General features: G+C 68.5%; 11 protein-coding genes. 9 read left to right on the forward strand and 2 right to left on the reverse strand.

What is annotated here, in order from left to right; translation table 11 throughout:
* The first annotated feature begins 18 nt into the window (after nucleotides 1–18).
* From OX958_RS15150 to OX958_RS15170, 5 genes are all read left to right on the forward strand, one after another.
* A complete protein-coding gene (locus tag OX958_RS15150) occupies nucleotides 19–1068 on the forward strand; it encodes a substrate-binding domain-containing protein (protein ID WP_270138260.1) in 1050 nt (349 codons plus the stop codon).
* Nucleotides 1069–1097: 29 nt separating this feature from the next.
* A complete protein-coding gene (locus tag OX958_RS15155; protein WP_270138262.1) occupies nucleotides 1098–2261 on the forward strand; it encodes a Gfo/Idh/MocA family protein in 1164 nt (387 codons plus the stop codon).
* Nucleotides 2258–3418 carry a xylose isomerase gene (gene xylA, locus OX958_RS15160; protein WP_270138264.1) on the forward strand — a complete coding sequence of 387 codons (1161 nt, stop codon included), beginning with the start codon at nucleotides 2258–2260 and terminating at the stop codon, nucleotides 3416–3418. The genes OX958_RS15155 and xylA overlap by 4 nt, the downstream gene beginning before the upstream one ends.
* A gap of 161 nt (nucleotides 3419–3579) precedes the next feature.
* A complete protein-coding gene (locus tag OX958_RS15165; RefSeq protein ID WP_270138266.1) occupies nucleotides 3580–8967 on the forward strand; it encodes a ThuA domain-containing protein in 5388 nt (1795 codons plus the stop codon).
* 283 nt (nucleotides 8968–9250) lie between these two features.
* Nucleotides 9251–10252 (forward strand): sugar phosphate isomerase/epimerase family protein, encoded by a 1002-nt coding sequence (locus tag OX958_RS15170; protein WP_270138268.1) that lies wholly within the window; start codon nucleotides 9251–9253, stop codon nucleotides 10250–10252.
* A 64-nt stretch (nucleotides 10253–10316) separates the two neighbouring features.
* On the opposite strand, the gene OX958_RS15175 is transcribed toward OX958_RS15170, so the two are convergent.
* Nucleotides 10317–11264: a DUF1996 domain-containing protein gene (locus OX958_RS15175; protein ID WP_270138270.1), complete on the reverse strand. Its 948-nt coding sequence runs from the start codon at nucleotides 11262–11264 to the stop codon at nucleotides 10317–10319.
* 250 nt (nucleotides 11265–11514) lie between these two features.
* Between OX958_RS15175 and OX958_RS15180 the strand changes: the two genes are divergently transcribed.
* The 4 genes from OX958_RS15180 (at nucleotide 11515) to OX958_RS15195 (ending at nucleotide 16693) form a co-directional block, all read left to right on the forward strand.
* Nucleotides 11515–13698 (forward strand): discoidin domain-containing protein, encoded by a 2184-nt coding sequence (locus OX958_RS15180; protein ID WP_270138272.1) that lies wholly within the window; start codon nucleotides 11515–11517, stop codon nucleotides 13696–13698.
* Between the two features lie 105 nt (nucleotides 13699–13803).
* The gene (locus OX958_RS15185) at nucleotides 13804–14823 is read left to right on the forward strand and encodes a LacI family DNA-binding transcriptional regulator (RefSeq protein WP_270138273.1); all 1020 of its coding nucleotides are present in this window, start codon (nucleotides 13804–13806) and stop codon (nucleotides 14821–14823) included.
* A 444-nt stretch (nucleotides 14824–15267) separates the two neighbouring features.
* The gene (locus tag OX958_RS15190) at nucleotides 15268–16215 is read left to right on the forward strand and encodes a LuxR C-terminal-related transcriptional regulator (RefSeq protein ID WP_270138275.1); all 948 of its coding nucleotides are present in this window, start codon (nucleotides 15268–15270) and stop codon (nucleotides 16213–16215) included.
* An 88-nt stretch (nucleotides 16216–16303) separates the two neighbouring features.
* Complete coding sequence (locus OX958_RS15195; protein ID WP_270138277.1) at nucleotides 16304–16693, forward strand: YciI family protein; 390 nt, start codon at nucleotides 16304–16306, stop codon at nucleotides 16691–16693.
* A 191-nt stretch (nucleotides 16694–16884) separates the two neighbouring features.
* Here OX958_RS15195 and OX958_RS15200 read toward each other — a convergent pair whose 3' ends face one another.
* Complete coding sequence (locus OX958_RS15200; protein WP_270138279.1) at nucleotides 16885–17670, reverse strand: SGNH/GDSL hydrolase family protein; 786 nt, start codon at nucleotides 17668–17670, stop codon at nucleotides 16885–16887.
* Between the last annotated feature and the right edge of the window lie 28 nt (nucleotides 17671–17698).

Consider the following 17698-nt stretch of genomic DNA (forward strand, 5'->3'; position numbering starts at 1 on the left):
ATCTTTTTGGAGGACAAGATGTCAGTACGTTCCGCCCGATTACTGATGACGGCCGGCTTGGTCGGGCTCAGCTCGATGGCACTGATCGCCTGTACCAGCAACACCCCCGAAGCCGAGAAGACCACCGACTCCGGCACCCAGCAGGTCGCTGCCAAGGGCAACGACGAGCCGGGCAAGAAGGTCAAGATCGGCTTCTCCGCACCGGCCGCCGACCACGGCTGGATGGGCGCGATCACCAAGGCCACCCAGGCCGAGGCGAAGAAGCACTCCGACGTCGAGCTGGTGGTGGCCGAGGGCACCAACGACGTCAACCTGCAGATCAGCCAGGTGGAGACCTTCATCAACGACAAGGTCGACGCGATCGTGCTGCTGCCCTTCGACGGCGCGGCGCTGACCGCGGTGGCGACCAAGGCGATGCAGGCCGGGATCACGGTGGTCAACGTGGACCGCGAGTTCGGCAGCACCTTCGCGGCCCGGACCACGATCCTGGGTGACAACAAGGGCATGGGCGTCTCGGCCGGCACCTACATCTGCCAGCAGCTGAAGGGCAAGAAGGACGCCGTCGTCGCCGAGATCGCCGGCATCGACTCGCTGCCGCTGACCCAGGCCCGCAGTACCGGCTTCAAGGAGGCGCTGGCCGACTGTGGCCTGAAGGTCAGCAACCGCGTCGCGGCCGAGTTCACCGTCGAGTCCGGCGAGAAGGCGGCGGCCAACCTGCTGCAGGCGGCACCGAAGCTGGACGCGATCTGGAACCACGACGACGACCAGGGTGTCGGCGTGATGGCCGCGATCAAGAACTCCGGCCGCAAGGAGTTCTTCGTCGTCGGCGGGGCCGGTTCGGCGAACGTGATGCGGGAGATCAAGGCCGACAACACACTGGTCAAGGCGACCGTCATCTACCCGTCGACCCAGGGCGCCGACGGGATCAAGCTGGCCCGCCTGCTGGTCCAGAAGAAGGCCCTCGGCGACCTGGTGGAGGTCGAGGTACCGCGCACGGTCCAGCTGTACGCGCCGGTGGTCACCAAGGAGAACGTCGACCAGTACCTGCCGACCGCCTTCGAGAGCTGACCGGAAGAGGACAGAGGAGTAGACCGAGTATGACGAACCTGGGCATCGGCCTGATCGGGTACGCCTTCATGGGTGCCGCCCACTCACAAGCCTGGCGCAGCGCACCGCGTTTCTTCGACCTGCCGCTGCAGCCGGAGATGACGGTGCTCTGCGGCCGGAACGCCGACGCCGTCGACGCGGCCGCGGGCAAGCTCGGCTGGTCCGGCACCGAGACCGACTGGCGCAAGCTGCTCACCCGTGACGACGTCCAGCTGATCGACGTCTGTACGCCGGGTGACAGCCACGCCGAGATCGCGATCGCGGCGTTGCGGGCCGGCAAGCACGTGCTGTGTGAGAAGCCGTTGGCCAACACCGTCGCGGAGGCCGAGCAGATGGCTGCCGCGGCGGCCGAGGCGGCGGCCAACGGGATCAGGTCGATGGTCGGGTTCACCTACCGCCGGGTGCCGGCTATCGGGCTGGCCCGGCAACTGGTGGCCGAAGGCAAGCTCGGTACCATCCGGCACGTCCGGGCGCAGTACCTGCAGGACTGGATCGCCGACCCCGAGGCGCCGCTGTCGTGGCGGCTGGACAAGGAGAAGGCCGGCTCCGGCGCGCTCGGCGACATCGGCGCGCACATCGTCGACCTGACCCAGTACATCACCGGCGACCGGATCACCGAGGTGAGCGGGCAGCTGGAGACCTTCGTCAAGGAGCGCCCGGTCGCCGCCGAGCACAGCGGCCTGTCGGGGCAGGCGGGCACCGAGCGTGGCCCGGTGACCGTCGACGACGCCGCGATCTTCCTGGCCCGCTTCGCCGAGGGCGCGCTCGGCGTCTTCGAGGCGACCCGGTTCGCCACCGGCCGCAAGAACGCGATCCGGCTGGAGATCAACGGCAGCCGGGGCAGCCTCGCGTTCGACTTCGAGGACCTCAACGAACTGCACTTCTACGACGCGACGGAGCCGGCCGAGACGGCCGGCTTCCGCCGGATCCTCGTGACGGAAGCAGCGCACCCGTACGTCGCGGCCTGGTGGCCGCCGGGTCACCTGCTCGGCTACGAACACGGCTTCACCCATCAAGTGGTCGACCTGATCACCGCGATCGCCGATGGCACGGACCCCGCGCCGTCGTTCGCGGACGGCCTGCAGGTCCAGCGGGTGCTGGCCGCGGTCGAGGACAGCTCGACCTCCCGACAATGGCAGGAGATTGCCTCATGAGCTCGTACACGCCGTCCAAGGACGACAAGTTCTCCTTCGGTCTGTGGACCGTCGGCTGGGAAGGTGTCGACGTCTTCGGTACCGCGGTGCGCGCGCCGCTCGACCCGGTCCTCGCGGTCGAGAAGCTCGCCGAACTGGGCGCCTCCGCGGTGTCCTTCCACGACGACGACCTGGTGCCCGACGACAGCACCCGCCAGCAGGTGCTGGAGCGGTTCAGCAAGGCCCTGGCCGACCACGACATGGTGGTCGAGATGGCCACTACCAACCTGTTCAGCCACCCGGTCTTCAAGGACGGTGGCCTGACCGCCAACGACCGCGACGTCCGCCGGTACGCGCTGGCCAAGATCCTGCGCAACGTCGACCTGGCCGCCGAGCTGGGCGCGAAGACCTACGTGCTGTGGGGCGGCCGGGAAGGCTCCGAGTCGGGCGGCTCCAAGGACGTGCACGCCGCGCTCGACCGGTACAAGGAGTCGATGGACCTGCTCACCGGCTACGTCCGCGAGCAGGGCTACGACCTGCGCTTCGCGCTGGAGCCGAAGCCGAACGAGCCGCGCGGCGACATCCTGCTGCCGACGATCGGTCACGCCCTGGCCTTCATCAACGACCTCGAACACCCCGACCTGGTCGGCATCAACCCCGAGGTCGGCCACGAGCAGATGGCCGGGCTGAACTACGCGCACGGCATCGCCCAGGCGCTGTGGCACGGGAAGCTCTACCACATCGACCTCAACGGTCAGCACGGTCCGCGGTTCGACCAGGACCTGCGGTTCGGCGCCGGCAACCTCCGGGAGGCGTTCTGGACGGTCGACGTCCTGCAGGGCACCGCCGGCGGACCGGGGTACGACGGCTATGTCCACTTCGACTACAAGCCGCCGCGCACCGAGGACCTGGACGGCGTCTGGGAGACCGCGCGGGGATGCATGCGCAACTACCTGATCCTGCGGGAGAAGGTGCAGGCGTTCCGGGCCGACCCGGAGGTGCAGGAGGCCGTCGAGGCCGCCCGGGTGAACGAGCTGGCCCAGCCGACGCTCGGCGCCGGTGAGTCGCTGGACGAGTTGCGCAAGGCAACCTATGACCCCGACGCGCTGGCACAGCGTGGTCTCGGCTTCGAGCGGCTCGACCAGCTCGCGATGGACCACCTGCTCGGCGTTCGCTGAGGCAAACCCCTCCCGCGCAGGGCAGAGCACGGGACCGCAGTAGCTGAACTGGCACCACCAGGGCCGAAAAATCCAGGGACCCGCCCTGGAACCCCGTCCCGCGCCCCGGCGCGGGACATCGATGGAGCGCGCGCCTTATCCGACCCATGAGGAGCAACCCCATGATCCAGCTACGCCGGCACGGCACGCTCGTGCGTGCTCTCGTGCTCGCCCTGATCGCCACCCTGGTGATCCCGTTGTCGCCGACCCCCGCCAGTGCCCATCCCGGGCACGGCAACGACACCTTCAACGCCCTGATCTTCAGCAAGACGGCCGGTTTCCGGCACGACTCGATCCCGGCCGGGATCCAGGCGATCAAGGATCTCGCCACGGCGAACGACTTCACCGTCACCGCGACCGAGGACGCGGCGATGTTCAACGACACCGAGCTGGCGAAGTACGAGGTGGTGATCTGGCTGTCCACCACCGGTGACGTGCTCAACGCGGACCAGCAGGGCGCCTTCGAGCGCTACATCCGCAACGGTGGCGGGTACGCCGGCGTGCACGCCGCGTCCGACACGGAGTACGACTGGCCCTGGTACGGCAAGCTCGTCGGCAGCTACTTCGACAGCCACCCGCCCGGTACGCCGAACGCGACGGTGAAGGTGGAGGACCACGCGCACGCGTCGACGGCGGAGGCTCCGACGGTCTGGCCGCGCACCGACGAGTGGTACAACTACAAGACCAATCCCCGCGGTGCGGTGCACGTGCTCGCCTCGGTGGACGAGACCACCTACACCGGCGGCAACATGGGCGCCGAGCACCCGATCGCGTGGTGCCAGAACTACGACGGCGGCCGCGCCTGGTACACGGGGATGGGCCACACCATCCAGTCGTTCACCGACCCGACCTTCCGCAAGCACCTGCTCGGTGGTCTCAGGACCGCGGCAGGGGTCGAGGCCGCCGACTGCGGCGCGTCGCTGAGCGAGAGCTACGAGAAGGTCACGCTCGACGACGACACCGCGAACCCGATGGAGCTGGCGATCGCCAAGGACGGCCGGGTCTTCTACATCGACCGCAACGGCGCGGTGAAGATCGTCAAGACCGACGGCTCGGTGGTCACCGCCGGCACGTTGAGTGTCTACACCGGCCAGGAGTTCGGCCTGCTCGGCATCGCGCTCGACCCGGCCTTCGACCAGAACGGGTTCGTCTATCTCTACAGCTCGCCGGCCGGCACCGAGGCCTACGACGAGGTCTCCCGCTTCAAGGTCACCGGGGACACCCTCGACCTGGCGAGCAAGAAGCAGATCCTGCGGATCGACACCCAGCGCGCCGAGTGCTGTCACGCCGGTGGAGCCCTCGAGTTCGACGGCGACGGCAACCTTTACATCGCCACCGGTGACAACAGCAACCCGTTCGCCTCGGACGGCTACTCGCCCTTGGACGAGCGGACCGGCCGCGCCGCCTGGGACTCCCAGCGCAGCTCCGCCAACAGCAACAACCTGAACGGCAAGGTGCTGAGGATCCACCCGGAGGCCGACGGAACGTACACGGTGCCGGCCGGCAACATGTTCCCCGCCGGTACTGCGAAGACGCGGCCGGAGATCTTCGCGATGGGCTTCCGCAACCCGTTCCGGATCGGCATCGACCCGAGCACCGGCAACCTGTTCGTGGCCGACTACGGTCCGGACGCCGGGCAGGTCTCACCGACGCGTGGGCCGGACGGCCGGGTCGAGTGGAACGTCCTCGACAAGCCGGGCTTCTACGGCTGGCCGTACTGCGTGGGCAACAACACGCCGTACAACGACTTCGACTTCGCCACCGGGGTCGCGGGCACGACCTTCGACTGCGCGGCGCCGGTCAACAACTCGCCGAACAACACCGGTATCACCCAGCTGCCCGCGGCGGTGCCCGCGTCGCTGTGGATGGGCAAGTCGACCACCGGCGTCCCCGAGATCGGCGGCAGTGGTGCGCCGATGACCAGCGGCGCGTACGACTTCGACCCGGACAGCGACTCCGACCGCAAGTGGCCGGAGTACTTCGACGGCAAGGCCGTGTTCGCCGACTGGAACGACAGCAGGCTGTTCTCGGTGCAGCTGAAGGACGACCGCGCCGGTGTCTCGGACGTCTCGCGGATGCTGGCGAAGATGAACTTCATCCGGCCGCACGCGCTGCAGTTCGGGCCGGACGGCGCGCTCTACGTGATCGAGTGGGGCAGCGGTTTCGGTGGCAACAACGCCGACTCCGGCATCTACCGGATCGACTACACCTCCGGTAACCAGGCGCCACTCGCGCAGTTCAGTACGGACAAGACGTCCGGTCCGGTGCCGCTGACGGTCGCGTTCGACTCGACCGGATCACGCGATCCCGACGGTCAGCAGATCACCCTGGCCTGGGACTTCGACGGCAACGGCACGACCGACAGTGTCGAGGCGAAGCCTTCGCACACCTACACGACCGCCGGGGTGTTCACCGCCCGGTTGACGGTGACCGACAGCGACGGCCGGACCGCGGTCTCGAACCGGTCGATCACGGCCGGCAACACCGCGCCGACGATCACCGTGGAGGCGCCGGTGGACGGCGGGTTCTTCGACTTCGGCGACACGGTCAGGTACAAGGTGACGGTGACCGATCCGGAGGACGGCACGGTCGACTGCAACGACGTCATCACCCAGCCCGCGCTCGGCCACGACGAGCACGCCCACGACTACGAGCAGTACTTCGGCTGTGAAGGCGTCATCCCGGTCAACGGGGACACCGGCCACGTCGGGGCGAACATCTTCGGCATCGTCAAGGTGAAGTACACCGACAAGGGAGCGCCGGGAGCCGCCCGGCTGACCACCGAGAAGGTCGTTCAGCTTCAGCCGAAGACGCGCGAGGCGGAGTACTTCAGTGAGACCGGAGGACCGGGCGACACCGGCGGGGTACAGGTCGAGGACACCGGTGACGTCGCCGGCGGCGGGAAGAACATCGGCTTCATCGAAGACGGTGACTGGTGGAGCTTCGAGCCCACCAATCTGACCGGAATCACCCAGGTCCAGTTGCGCGCGGCGTCCGAGAACGCCGGGGCCACCGTGCAGGTCCGCCAGGGTTCGCCGACCGACGGCCCGATCGTCGCCACCGTCACCGTGGCTCCGACCGGCGCCTGGCAGACCTACGGCAACTTCACCGCGGACCTCTCCGGCGCGTCGTCGACCAGCGGCCCGCTGTACTTCGTCAAGACGACGGGGCAGCTGAACGTCAACTGGGTGAAGTTCATCGGCAAGGGCGTGACGGAGAACCAGCGCCCGAACGTGTCGATCACCGCGACGCCGGTGCAGGGCAAGGCGCCGCTGAAGGTCGACTTCACCGCGGCGGCGACCGACCCCGAAGGCGACGTCCCGCTGTCCTACGTGTGGAGCTTCGGTGACGGCGCGACCGCCACCGGCGCCACGGTGAGCCACACCTACACGACCGCCGGGACCCACGACGCCACCGTCACGGTGACGGACTCCAAGGGCGCCGCCGGTACGTCGTACGTGCGGATCAAGGTGGACGCGAGTGCTCCGCCGACCTGCCTGACAGGTCGCTCGGACGGTTTCGAGGGTACGACGCTCGACACCGGCCGGTGGAGCTCCGTTGTCCGGGGCAACCAGGATCTTGCGGTCGGCAACGGCATGCTGAACCTGCCGTTGACCGCGACCGACATCTACGGCACGGGCAACACCGGTACGCCGAACATCGTGCTGCAGCCGCTGCCGGCCGGTGCCTGGCAGGCGACGGCGAAGGTGACGTTGCCGGCCCGGCTCGCCTACCAGCAGGCGGGGTTGATCGTCTACGGCGACGACGACAACTACGCGAAGATGGTGCTGCAGGGTCGCTCGACCGGAGCGGCCTCGGCCAACGACCGGATCTTCCAGTTCATCCGCGAGGAGGCCGGTGCGCCGAACGAGGTCGCGGCGTCGAACACGGCCAACCTGGGTACGGCGTTCCCGGACACGTTCTGGGTGCGTTTCACCAGCAACGGCGAGAACCTGAAGGCGTCGTACAGCGCCGACGGCGCGACGTTCGTCGAGATGCCGGAGACCAAGCAGCTGGCCGGCATCAGCAACCCGCGGATCGGGATGTTCGGGCTGGCCAACCGGACCGAGGCGCTGCCGATCGCGGCACAGTTCGACTACTTCTCCATCACGCCGGACGACACCGCCGAGGCTCCTGCCCCGGACGACGAGTTCGACGGGAACGCGCTGAACGCCTGCCGCTGGTCGGCGAGCGTGCGGCCGGACGCCGCGGCGTACCGGGTGACCGGTGGCGGGCTGGAGATCGACACGAGCAAGGGCGACATCTACCAGGGCACGGCCACGAACCCGAAGAACCTGCTGCTGCAGCCGGCTCCCGACGGTGACTGGACGATCGAGACCAAGGTGGACGGGTCCGCGTTCAACGAGGCCTACCAGCAGGGCGGCCTGATGGTCTACGGCGACGACGCGAACTACGTGAAGCTCGACTTCCTCACCAACAACGCCGCCGGCGGCACGGTGACCCGGGGGATCGAACTGCGCAGCGAGGTCGGCAACGTCCTCGTCAATCCCCAGCCCAACGCGTCGCCGGCACCCACCCAGGGCGTCTGGTACCTGCGGCTGACCAAGGCCGGTACGACGTACACCGGCTCCTACAGCGCGGACGGGCTGGCCTGGACGGCGCTCGCGCCGGTCACCAATACCGCGCTGAGCTCGGCGAGCTTCGGCGTCTACGCCTTCGGAGTCGACCAGGTCGCCTCGAAGACGGCCAAGTTCGACTACTTCCGGGTCGGCAAGGACACGGTTGCACCGCAGGTCAGCCTGTCGGTCAACCCGTCGGCGCCGTCCGGTGACAACGGCTGGTGGAACGGCACCGTGGTCGCGACCGCGATGGCGACCGACAACCAGCCGGGCCAGCTCTACATCGAGCAGAAGCTCGGTGACGGTGCCTGGGCGGAGTACACCCACGCGGTCAACCTGACGGCCGACGGGACCCACACCCTCCAGGTGCGGGCCAGTGACACGGCGGGCAACGTGTCCGAGCCGAAGTCGGTGACGGTCAAGATCGACAAGACCGCGCCGGTGACCACGGTGACCGGGCTCCCGGCCAACGGTCAGCTCGGGGTGGCGAGTCTGGCCACGGTCGCCGCGACGGCCGCGGACGCGCTCTCTGGTGTCGCCGGTGCGGTGACGCTGACCGTCGACGGGAAGCCGTCGACGGGCAAGCTCGACGGCATGCTGCTCGGGCTGGGCGCGCACGAAGTAGTGGCGCGGGTGTCCGACCAGGCCGGCAACGCGTCGGTGACGAAGGTGCAGTTCACCGTCGTCGCGACGTACGCGGAGGCGATCGAGGTGGTCAAGCGGTACCGGGACGTCCGGACGCTGCCGCTCGATCCCACCGTGGTGATGAAGGTGCAGCTCCGCGCGGCGGAGCGGGAGCACGGCAAGGGCCGGCTGGCCGCCGCGCGTACTGCCCTGGACGTCTTCCTGGCGGAGGCCGCCAAGGTGACCGACGTACCGGCACGGACGCTGCTCACAGCTGTGGGTCAGGACCTGAGGCAGAGGATCTGACCCGATGATCGTCGCCGTGCGAGATCGCACCCTGTCCGACGCGGAGAGGCGGACAGGAGCTCCTTCGACCCGGGGTGGTTCGGCCCCGCCCCGGGGTCGCGGGAGAGCGGTTCCGCACGGTCGACGGGGGACCGGCTCGGCCGGTCCTTGTCCCCGGCGCCGCGACCAGCGCTCCGGCCGCGGCGCCGGGGACACCCCTGAACCTCACGACCACTGTCTTCGCTCACCTCCGCCGCCGAAGGCGGCTTGCTTTTCCTGTTCTTCCGGTCTTTAAGGAGTTGTGATGGCACGACCGATCACTTTGTTCACCGGCCAGTGGGCCGACCTGCCGTTCGAGGAAGTGGCCCGGCTCGCGTCGGAGTGGGGCTACGACGGGCTGGAGATCGCTTGCTGGGGTGATCACCTCGACGTCCGCAAGGCCGCGGAGGACGACTCCTACGTCCGCAACCGGCTGGACGTCCTGGAGAAGTACAACCTCAAGGTGTGGACGATCTCCAACCACCTGCTCGGCCAGGCGATCTGCGACGACCCGATCGACCAGCGGCACCAGGCGATCCTGCCGGCCCACATCTGGGGCGACGGGGACGCGGAGGGGGTCCGGCAGCGGGCGGCCGAGGAGATGGGGACGACGGCGCGGGCCGCCCGGGCGCTCGGCGTGGACGTCGTGGTCGGCTTCACCGGCTCGTCGATCTGGAAGACCGTCGCGATGTTCCCGCCGGTCCCGCAGTCGATGGTCGACGCCGGGTACGCCGACTTCGCGGACCGCTGGAACCCGATCCTGGACGTGTTCGACGAGGCCGGCGTGAAGTTCGCGCACGAGGTCCACCCGTCGGAGATCGCCTACGACTACTGGTCGACGACCGCGACGCTGGCGGCGATCGGGCACCGCGAGGCGTTCGGGCTGAACTGGGACCCGAGTCACTTCGTCTGGCAGGACCTCGACCCGGTCGGCTTCCTGTGGGACTTCAAGGACCGGATCTACCACGTCGACTGCAAGGACGCGAAGCGTCAGGTCGGCAACGGGCGCAACGGGCGGATGGGTTCCCACCTGGCCTGGGGCGACCCGCGGCGCGGCTGGGACTTCGTCTCGACCGGCCACGGCGACGTGCCGTGGGAGGCCTGTTTCCGGATGCTCAACACGATCGGCTACACCGGCCCGATCTCGGTCGAGTGGGAGGACGCCGGGATGGACCGCCTGGTGGGCGCCGCCGAAGCTCTGGAGTTCGTGAAGAGGCTGGCCTTCGACCCGCCGACCGCGTCCTTCGACGCGGCTTTCTCCTCTTGAAAGTACCCGAAAGCCCTGCGGTACTGGTCCCTTTCCCAAGTCCAGTACCGCAGGGAGTCGTCGGCTAGAGAGTGGGAACGGTCGGGCGTCCGGGGAGACGGTAGTTGTCGCCCAGGACCTGACCGCGGTTGGGTTTGTAGAGGTCGAAGCCCTTCCCGTTGCACTGCAGGCCACCGTTGATGCAGTGGCTCACCAGGGCCGCCAGGGTGGGCGGATCCCACGCGTTGAAGAAGTCGTAGTGCCAGGTGTAGCCGCGGCCACTGGCGAACCTGGTCCCGGCCATGTCACCACTGGCCTCGAACGAGATCTTGAACTCGAGCATCGGTACCGCCACCGGGTGGCTCGACGGGCAGGCCTCGTTGACCGGGTACTTCATGTGGCTCTTGTGGTCGGGGGAGTCGAGGTTGACGCCGTCCCAGCAGCTCGGGGCCTGGTAGCGGACGTTGACCTGGGTGCCTGGCGTGCAGTACGCCGGGATGTCCCAGCTCTTGGAGATGTCGCCGCACTCGAAGCCCTCGACCGCGCCGGGTGCGGTGCGGAACTCGTCGAGGGTCGCGGTCGGGCTGCCGACGACGTACCGCAGGCCCGGCGGGAACGGACGGACGTCCTGGTACCGCAGGATGCCCGACTTGTAGTAGATGGTCTGCCGCCAGGTCTGCGGCACCGGGTCGTTGTTGCGGAACATCGTCGGCCACCAGTACGCCGACAGGTCGTCGGGGTTCTGGCAGGTGGTCGCGCCCGGGCCGGCCGCGACGAGGCTGTTCAGGGTGGTGGCGGCGTTCGTGGTGGGATTGCCGACGAAGCTGTGGTCGTGCGAGGCGCCCGGCATGTTCGGGAACACGATCGGGTCGTTGGGCCCGCGATGGTGCACGTTGCAGTTGACCTGGAACTCGTGATGGGTGACCAGGTCGTCGGCCTGGGCCGGCGATCCGGCCGTCGCGGTGAGAACCGAGGCGACGACGAGGGCGGCGATGCCGCCGGCGGACAGAGCTTTCTTCCTTCTGGTGAACACGGAACTCCTCCTGTCGGGGGAATCCGCGGGGGCGGTGGTGCAGGCTACCCGCGGCGGGACGTCGCGGGAGAGCGCTCTCTGGAACAGCCTCGATCGGGCGGCTCCGGCTGTCAAGTGCTTGTTGGTTCCGGAACCGGCTGAGCGTGACGAGCCGTTGACAAGCAGGTGACGCCGGCGCGACCATCAGACCGCGAGAGAGCGCTCTCTGAACCACCCGCCCCCCTCTCGCACTCCAGCGAAGGAGTACCCGATGGACTTCGCGACCCGTCGCGTTCGTCTGCGGCCTGCCGAGCGCAGGCGCCGCGGTCGTTCGGCGATAGCCGCCTCCGTCGCAGCAGCCGTCGTGCTGCTCGGCAACGTCGTACTACTGGCCCAACCCGCGCAAGCGGCCACTCTGCTGTCCCAAGGGCGCCCGGTGACGGCCTCGTCATCGGAAGGCGCCGGTACCGCGCCCACTGCTGCCGTGGACGGCGACCTGAACACCCGATGGTCCAGCCTGTGGCAGGACAACCAATGGCTTCAGATCGACCTCGGCGCCACCTCCTCGATCGAGCAGGTCGTCCTGCGCTGGGAAGCTGCCTACGCCAAGGAGTACCGGATCGAGGTCTCTGGCAACGGCCAGGACTGGAACCAGATCTACAGCACGGCCTCCAGCCCGGGCGGCACCGAAACTCTCAACGTAACCGGCACTGGCCGCTACGTGCGGATGTTCGGCGTCAAGCGTGCCAACGGCTACGGCATGTCGCTCTTCGAGTTCCAGGTGCTCGGTACTGGTGGCGGCACCGGCCCGCAGCCGGGTACCGGAACCGTCCGCGTCGCCGGTAGCCAAGGGAACTGGCAGCTGCTCGTCAACAACGCTCCCTGGCAGGTGAAGGGCCTCACCTGGGGTCCGCCGGCCTCCGAAGCCGGCGCGCGACTGCCCGGCCTGAAGGCGATCGGCGTCAACACCGTCCGCACGTGGGGTACCGACGCCGGCTCCAAGCCGCTCTTCGACGCCGCGGCCGCCAACGGCATGCGCGTGATCGCGGGCTATTGGCTCCAACCTGGTGGTGGACCCGGCAGCGGCGGTTGTGCCAACTACGTGACCGACGCGACCTACAAGGCGAACACGCTCGCCGACATCCGCCGCTGGACGACGGAGTACAAGGACAACCAGGGCGTGCTGATGTGGAACGTCGGCAACGAGTCCGTGCTCGGTCTGCAGAACTGCTACTCGGGTGCCGAGCTGGAGGCGCAGCGGATCGCGTACGCCAGGTTCGTCAACGAGGCGACGCAGGCGATCCACGCGATCGACCCCAACCACCCGGTCACCTCCACAGACGCCTGGACGGGCGCATGGCCGTACTACAAGCAGTACACGCCCGACCTCGATCTGCTGGCGGTCAACTCGTACGGCAACGTCTGCCAGGTCCGGCAGGACTGGATCAACGGTGGCTACGACAAGCCGTACATCCTGACCGAGGCCGGGCCCGCCGGTGAGTGGGAGGTGCCGAACGACGTCAACGGCGTACCGACCGAGCCGACCGACGTGCAGAAGCGCGACGGGTACCTGCAGGCCTGGAACTGCATCGTCGGGCACACCGGGGTCGCGCTCGGCGCCACCTTGTTCCACTACGGCATCGAGGACGACTTCGGTGCGGTGTGGTTCAACCTGACGCCCGCTGGGGAGAAACGGCTCTCGTACTACGCCGTACGGCAGGCCTTCGGTGGCCCTGGCGGCGGCAATACGCCTCCGGTGATCACCAACATGACGCTGAGTCGCGTGACGGATGTTCCGGCGGGCGGCACGATCACTGTCGACGTCGCGGTGACCGACCCCGACGGGGACCCGCTGACCCACGAGTTCAGGGTCGGTGGCAAGTACATCGACGGCAGCGGCGCTCTCGTCGGTACGCCGTCCAGCGGGAACGGGCCGTTCACCGTGACCGTGCCCGAACGGCTCGGGGTGTGGAAGCTGTACGACTACGTGCGTGACGGCAAGGGCAACGTCGGGATCGAGACGCGGTCCTTCCGCGTGGTGGCGCCGCCGGCCCAGGGGACGAACGTTGCCCGGGGCAAGGCAGTGACCGCCTCGTCGTACCAGCAGGTCGGCAACGGCGCGCCGTACCCGCCGTCGAACGTGACGGACGGGAGCAACACGACCCGCTGGGCCAGCGACTGGTCGGATCCGCAGTGGATCCAGGTGGATCTCGGGTCGGTGCAGTCGTTCGATCGGATCCAGCTGGTCTGGGAAGGGGCTTTCGCCCGGTCGTACCGGATCGAGGCCTCCGACGACGGCAACACCTGGCGGCCCGTGTTCAGCACGACCACCGGCAACGGTGACGTCGACAGCGTGGCGTCAGGCGGGAGTGGGAGGTATCTCCGGCTGACCGGGACCCAGCGTGGTACGGGCTTCGGGTACTCGCTGTTCGAGTTCGGTATCTACCGCAACTGATACCCGGGTACGGCGGCCTGTGGGCAGCGGGCCGCCGTACCTGTCCGCCTGGCCTGTGGATGAATTTTCGAGGGGGACGGTTTGACGCAGCTACGATCCGGTGCCATGAAGAGCAATCGGCCGCCGACCCTGGAGGACGTCGCCAAGGTGGCCGGCGTCTCCCGCGCCACCGCGTCGCGGGTGATCAACGGCGTACACACCGTCGACGAGACGATGGTGCTCAAGGTCGAGGCGGCGGTGCGGAAGACCGGGTACATCCCGAACACCGTGGCGCGCTCACTGGTCACCCGCAAGGCCGGTGCCATCGCGCTGGTGATCTCGGGCTCCGACGGCTCGGCGGAGCAGGTGCTGGGCGACCCGTTCTTCGGCCGGATCACGTCCGGGGTGGTGAAGAGCCTGCTGCCGGAGAAGGTGCATCCGACGCTGGTGCTGGCCGACTCGGACTCCGCCCGCGCCGACGCGGTCAGCTACGTCCGCCAGGGCAAGGCCGACGGCGCGCTGCTCGTCTCCACCCATTCTGACGACACTCTGCCCGGCCTCTTCGTCGACGCGGGCATCCCGGCGGTCCTCTTCGCCCGCCCTGGCCGCGACGTCCCGATCAGCTACGTGGACCTGGCCCACGCCGCGGGCGCGGCCCTCGCCGCCGACCGACTGGTCGCCCGAGGCTGCCGCCGAGTGGTCACCATCGCGGGCCCAAGCGACGTACCAGCCGCACAGGACCGCCTCACCGGCTTCCGCCACGCCATGGCCCGCCACGGTCACCCCTACGTTCCAGTTGCCAAGGGCAACTTCACCCGCGACTCCGGCGAACAGGCGATGACCGACCTCCTACTTGCCCACCCCGACCTGGATGGCGTCTTCGCCGCCAACGATCTGATGGCCGCCGGTGCCTTGAAGATCCTCCGCGACCACCACCGCACGGTCCCCGGCGACGTCGCCGTCATCGGTTTCGACGACAGCGAACCAGCCCACTTCACCCGCCCCCAGTTGACCACGGTCGCCCAGCCGGTCGAGGAGATGGCCGCGGCGATGGCCCGCATCCTGCTGGGGCAGATCGAGACCCCGAGCCTGCATCCCACGTCGGTGATCTTCGACCCTCACCTGGTCCTCCGAGAGTCAGCCTGAGAGCACTAGCGCCAGTCGCCGGTTCGAATGTAGAGACCCTGCAGTTCGCTCCGACCTTGTGGTGAAGGCGCCTCGAAGAGGGTGCCTCGGGGTAGGAGTGTGGACTGGTGGAAGCGTTGAGTTTGGTTGTGCACAGCAAGGTTGTGGCTGAGGATGTGCGGCGATCCGTGGGTGGGTACGCCGAGGTGCGGGGGCTTGCTGATGACGTTTTGCGGGCCGGCAAGCCGCGGCGGCGGGTGTGGCGTGGGGTGCGGCAGACAGCCGTCAGAGTGATGGGTTGGCGGCGGACGGTGGGGGAGAAGGGCGCGGACAAGGGGGTCGTGGACTGCGCGGGGCTCGTGGCACAGTCACCGGGTGACTGAAGAGCGGGCACGACTCGGATTCTTCGCGGTCACCACCACTACGCCGTACGTCTGGACGCCTGCGAGCTGATAGACCTGAGGGATGCACCAACTTCGTGCGTTGGGAATCTCCGCCGAGGGCGAGGCGATCTACCTCGACCTGGTGAATCGCGGCGCGTTGCGGGTCGACGAGCTTGCGGCGGGTGGTGAGCTCGACGGGCCGCTCGCCGAGTTGGCTGCCGTCGGGCTGGTGGATCGGTCGGGCGACCAGGTGCTGCCGCAACCGCCGCATCTGGCCCTGGAAGCGCTCGCGCAGCGGCGGACCAGAGAAGCCGATCTCGCGCGAGAGAGCGCGGCGTTGCTCTCCGATCTCTGGACCGCCGGCATCGGGCAGCAGACGTACGTCGAACTGCTGCCCGACGCCGAGACCGCGCGGGCGGTGCTCAACAACGTGCAGGTCGATGTTCAGCAACAGGTACGCGCGATGACCGTGGGCAATCTCGCGTCGCCGGATCACCAGATCGTCGACGGGCTCTTCGACGCTCTCGGTCGTGGGGTCAGCTACCAGGTGATCTACGGGACCCGGGTGCTGCAGGATCCGGCCGCGCTCCGGATGGTGCAACTCTGCGTCGACGCCGGTGAACAGGCCCGGGTGTTTCCCCAGGTACCGCTGAACCTGACCATCGCCGACGACCGCTGGGCGTTGCTCTCGGCACGGACCACGGTCGGTGAGATCACCAGCACCGCGGCGATGGTCGTTCACCACTCGCCGTTCCTGACCGGGCTGGCCGGGGTCTTCGACGCGTTCTGGCGGATGGCGGTGCCGATCACGAGCGGAACGGACACCAGCGACGCGGTCGGTACGCCGTCGCTGGAGACGAAGCGGCTGCTCACCTACCTCAGCGCGGGCTTGACCGACGAGTCGATCGCGCGCGAGTTCGGTGTCAGCGAACGCACGATCGCGCGCCGGATCAGCCGGCTCCAGGAGACGCTGGGCGCCCAGACCAGGTTCCAGCTCGGAGTACAGGCCTCCCGGCAGAAACTGCTCTAGACCACAACCCTGTCGAGAAACCGGAACCGGCTCCGACGTTGCTGCTGAGCGACCCCGGTAGGGGACGAACGAGAAGGAGTAGAACCCGATGAAGTACATGCTGCTGATGCACTCGAACAAGCAGGGCTGGGAAGACATGCCGAACACCTGGTCGCACGAGGACCTCAAGGTGATGGTCGAGTACATGCACGATCTCAACCGGAAGCTGAGCGACGCCGGGGAGCTGGTCGAGGCCCGCGGGCTGACCGGTCCCGACCAGATGAAGACCTACCAGGCGCAGGACGGTGGTGAGCCGATCATCACCGACGGGCCCTTCAGCGAGACGAAGGAGGTGCTGGCCGGCTACTGGGTGGTCGATGTCGCCTCCGAGGAGCGGGTGCTGGAGATCGCTCACCACATCTCTGTCACTCCCGGTCCCGGCGGTCGCCCCGTCTACCAGGCCGTGGAGATCCACCCCGAGGGCGTCGCTCCGGCGTGAGCTCGTGACCTGCGACGGACCGAGGACTTCGGCTTCGGCGTTGCGGGGGCGGTTGGATGGCGGAGATTCGTCGACCGTGGCCAGGTGGCCGAGGTCGAACCGGCTGCGGGCGGCGTCGGCCGGCCCGCCCCGGCGCTACCGCTTCGTTCGCGCCTCAGCAGGACGACGTTGCGGTGCGGTGGCTCGGGAGATCAGCTGACGGGGCGAAGTTCGGCGACGATCAGCTCGGCGACGGCGGCCATCCCGGCCGCCGTCGGGTGGTAGGGAGCGCCGCCGCGGAGGCGGAAGCCAGTCACCCACGGCTCGGGGGAACCGACGGCATGATCCAGGCTCGCGGCCGACGCGGTGACCAGTCCGGCACCGGTTCTCTCGGCGGCGGTCGCGAACGCCTTCGCCAACCCGTCGGCCATCATCACCACGCTCGGCAGTTGTTCCTCGTTCAGCGGGACGTCGAGACGCGCGCGAGTCGCCGGGCCGGCCACCGTCAGGTAGTCGACGAGCAGGATCCGGCTCTGCGGAGCGCGCTCTCTGACCGCCAGCACGATCTCGGTGAGTGAGGCCGCGACGGCGTCGTACTGCGCCGGGTCCTTGAGGTAGCTGACCCGCGCGCGGACCCGGTTCGCGACGCGCTTGCCGAGCAGGCCGGCGGGTTTGGCGAGCGTGTTCATCAGGCTGCCCCGGACGAAGGTGCCGATGTACTCGAGGTCGTTGCCGCCGGCGGTGATCGTGACGAGAGCGGTCTCCGGACCGACGGCGTCGAGCTGCGGCGGCGCATCGTCCTGCCGGTCGCGCAGGATGGTGGCGGTGGTCGCACCGGAGTACGTGACGTCGGTGAGCTCGAGGCCGAGCGCCTCGGCGACGAGATGGGGGTAGTTGGATGCCGACCGGCCGGCGGCTTTGTCGACGATCGGTTTGATGCCGGGGCCGGCGGCGAACGAACTGCCCAATGCGACATAGCGGCTGCCGGGGGTGATCACGCGACGACGATACCGGCATACTCACCCG

The organism is Kribbella sp. CA-293567, assembly GCF_027627575.1.
Lineage (GTDB): Bacteria > Actinomycetota > Actinomycetes > Propionibacteriales > Kribbellaceae > Kribbella.

Excerpts from the sequence above, each read along its gene's own strand:
- OX958_RS15150 (WP_270138260.1), top strand. The coding sequence starts at position 19 with ATGTCAGTACGTTCCGCCCGATTACTGATGACGGCCGGCTTGGTCGGG.
- OX958_RS15155 (WP_270138262.1), top strand. The coding sequence starts at position 1,098 with ATGACGAACCTGGGCATCGGCCTGATCGGGTACGCCTTCATGGGTGCC.
- xylA (WP_270138264.1), top strand. The coding sequence starts at position 2,258 with ATGAGCTCGTACACGCCGTCCAAGGACGACAAGTTCTCCTTCGGTCTG.
- OX958_RS15165 (WP_270138266.1), top strand. The coding sequence starts at position 3,580 with ATGATCCAGCTACGCCGGCACGGCACGCTCGTGCGTGCTCTCGTGCTC.
- OX958_RS15170 (WP_270138268.1), top strand. The coding sequence starts at position 9,251 with ATGGCACGACCGATCACTTTGTTCACCGGCCAGTGGGCCGACCTGCCG.
- OX958_RS15180 (WP_270138272.1), top strand. The coding sequence starts at position 11,515 with ATGGACTTCGCGACCCGTCGCGTTCGTCTGCGGCCTGCCGAGCGCAGG.
- OX958_RS15185 (WP_270138273.1), top strand. The coding sequence starts at position 13,804 with ATGAAGAGCAATCGGCCGCCGACCCTGGAGGACGTCGCCAAGGTGGCC.
- OX958_RS15190 (WP_270138275.1), top strand. The coding sequence starts at position 15,268 with ATGCACCAACTTCGTGCGTTGGGAATCTCCGCCGAGGGCGAGGCGATC.
- OX958_RS15195 (WP_270138277.1), top strand. The coding sequence starts at position 16,304 with ATGAAGTACATGCTGCTGATGCACTCGAACAAGCAGGGCTGGGAAGAC.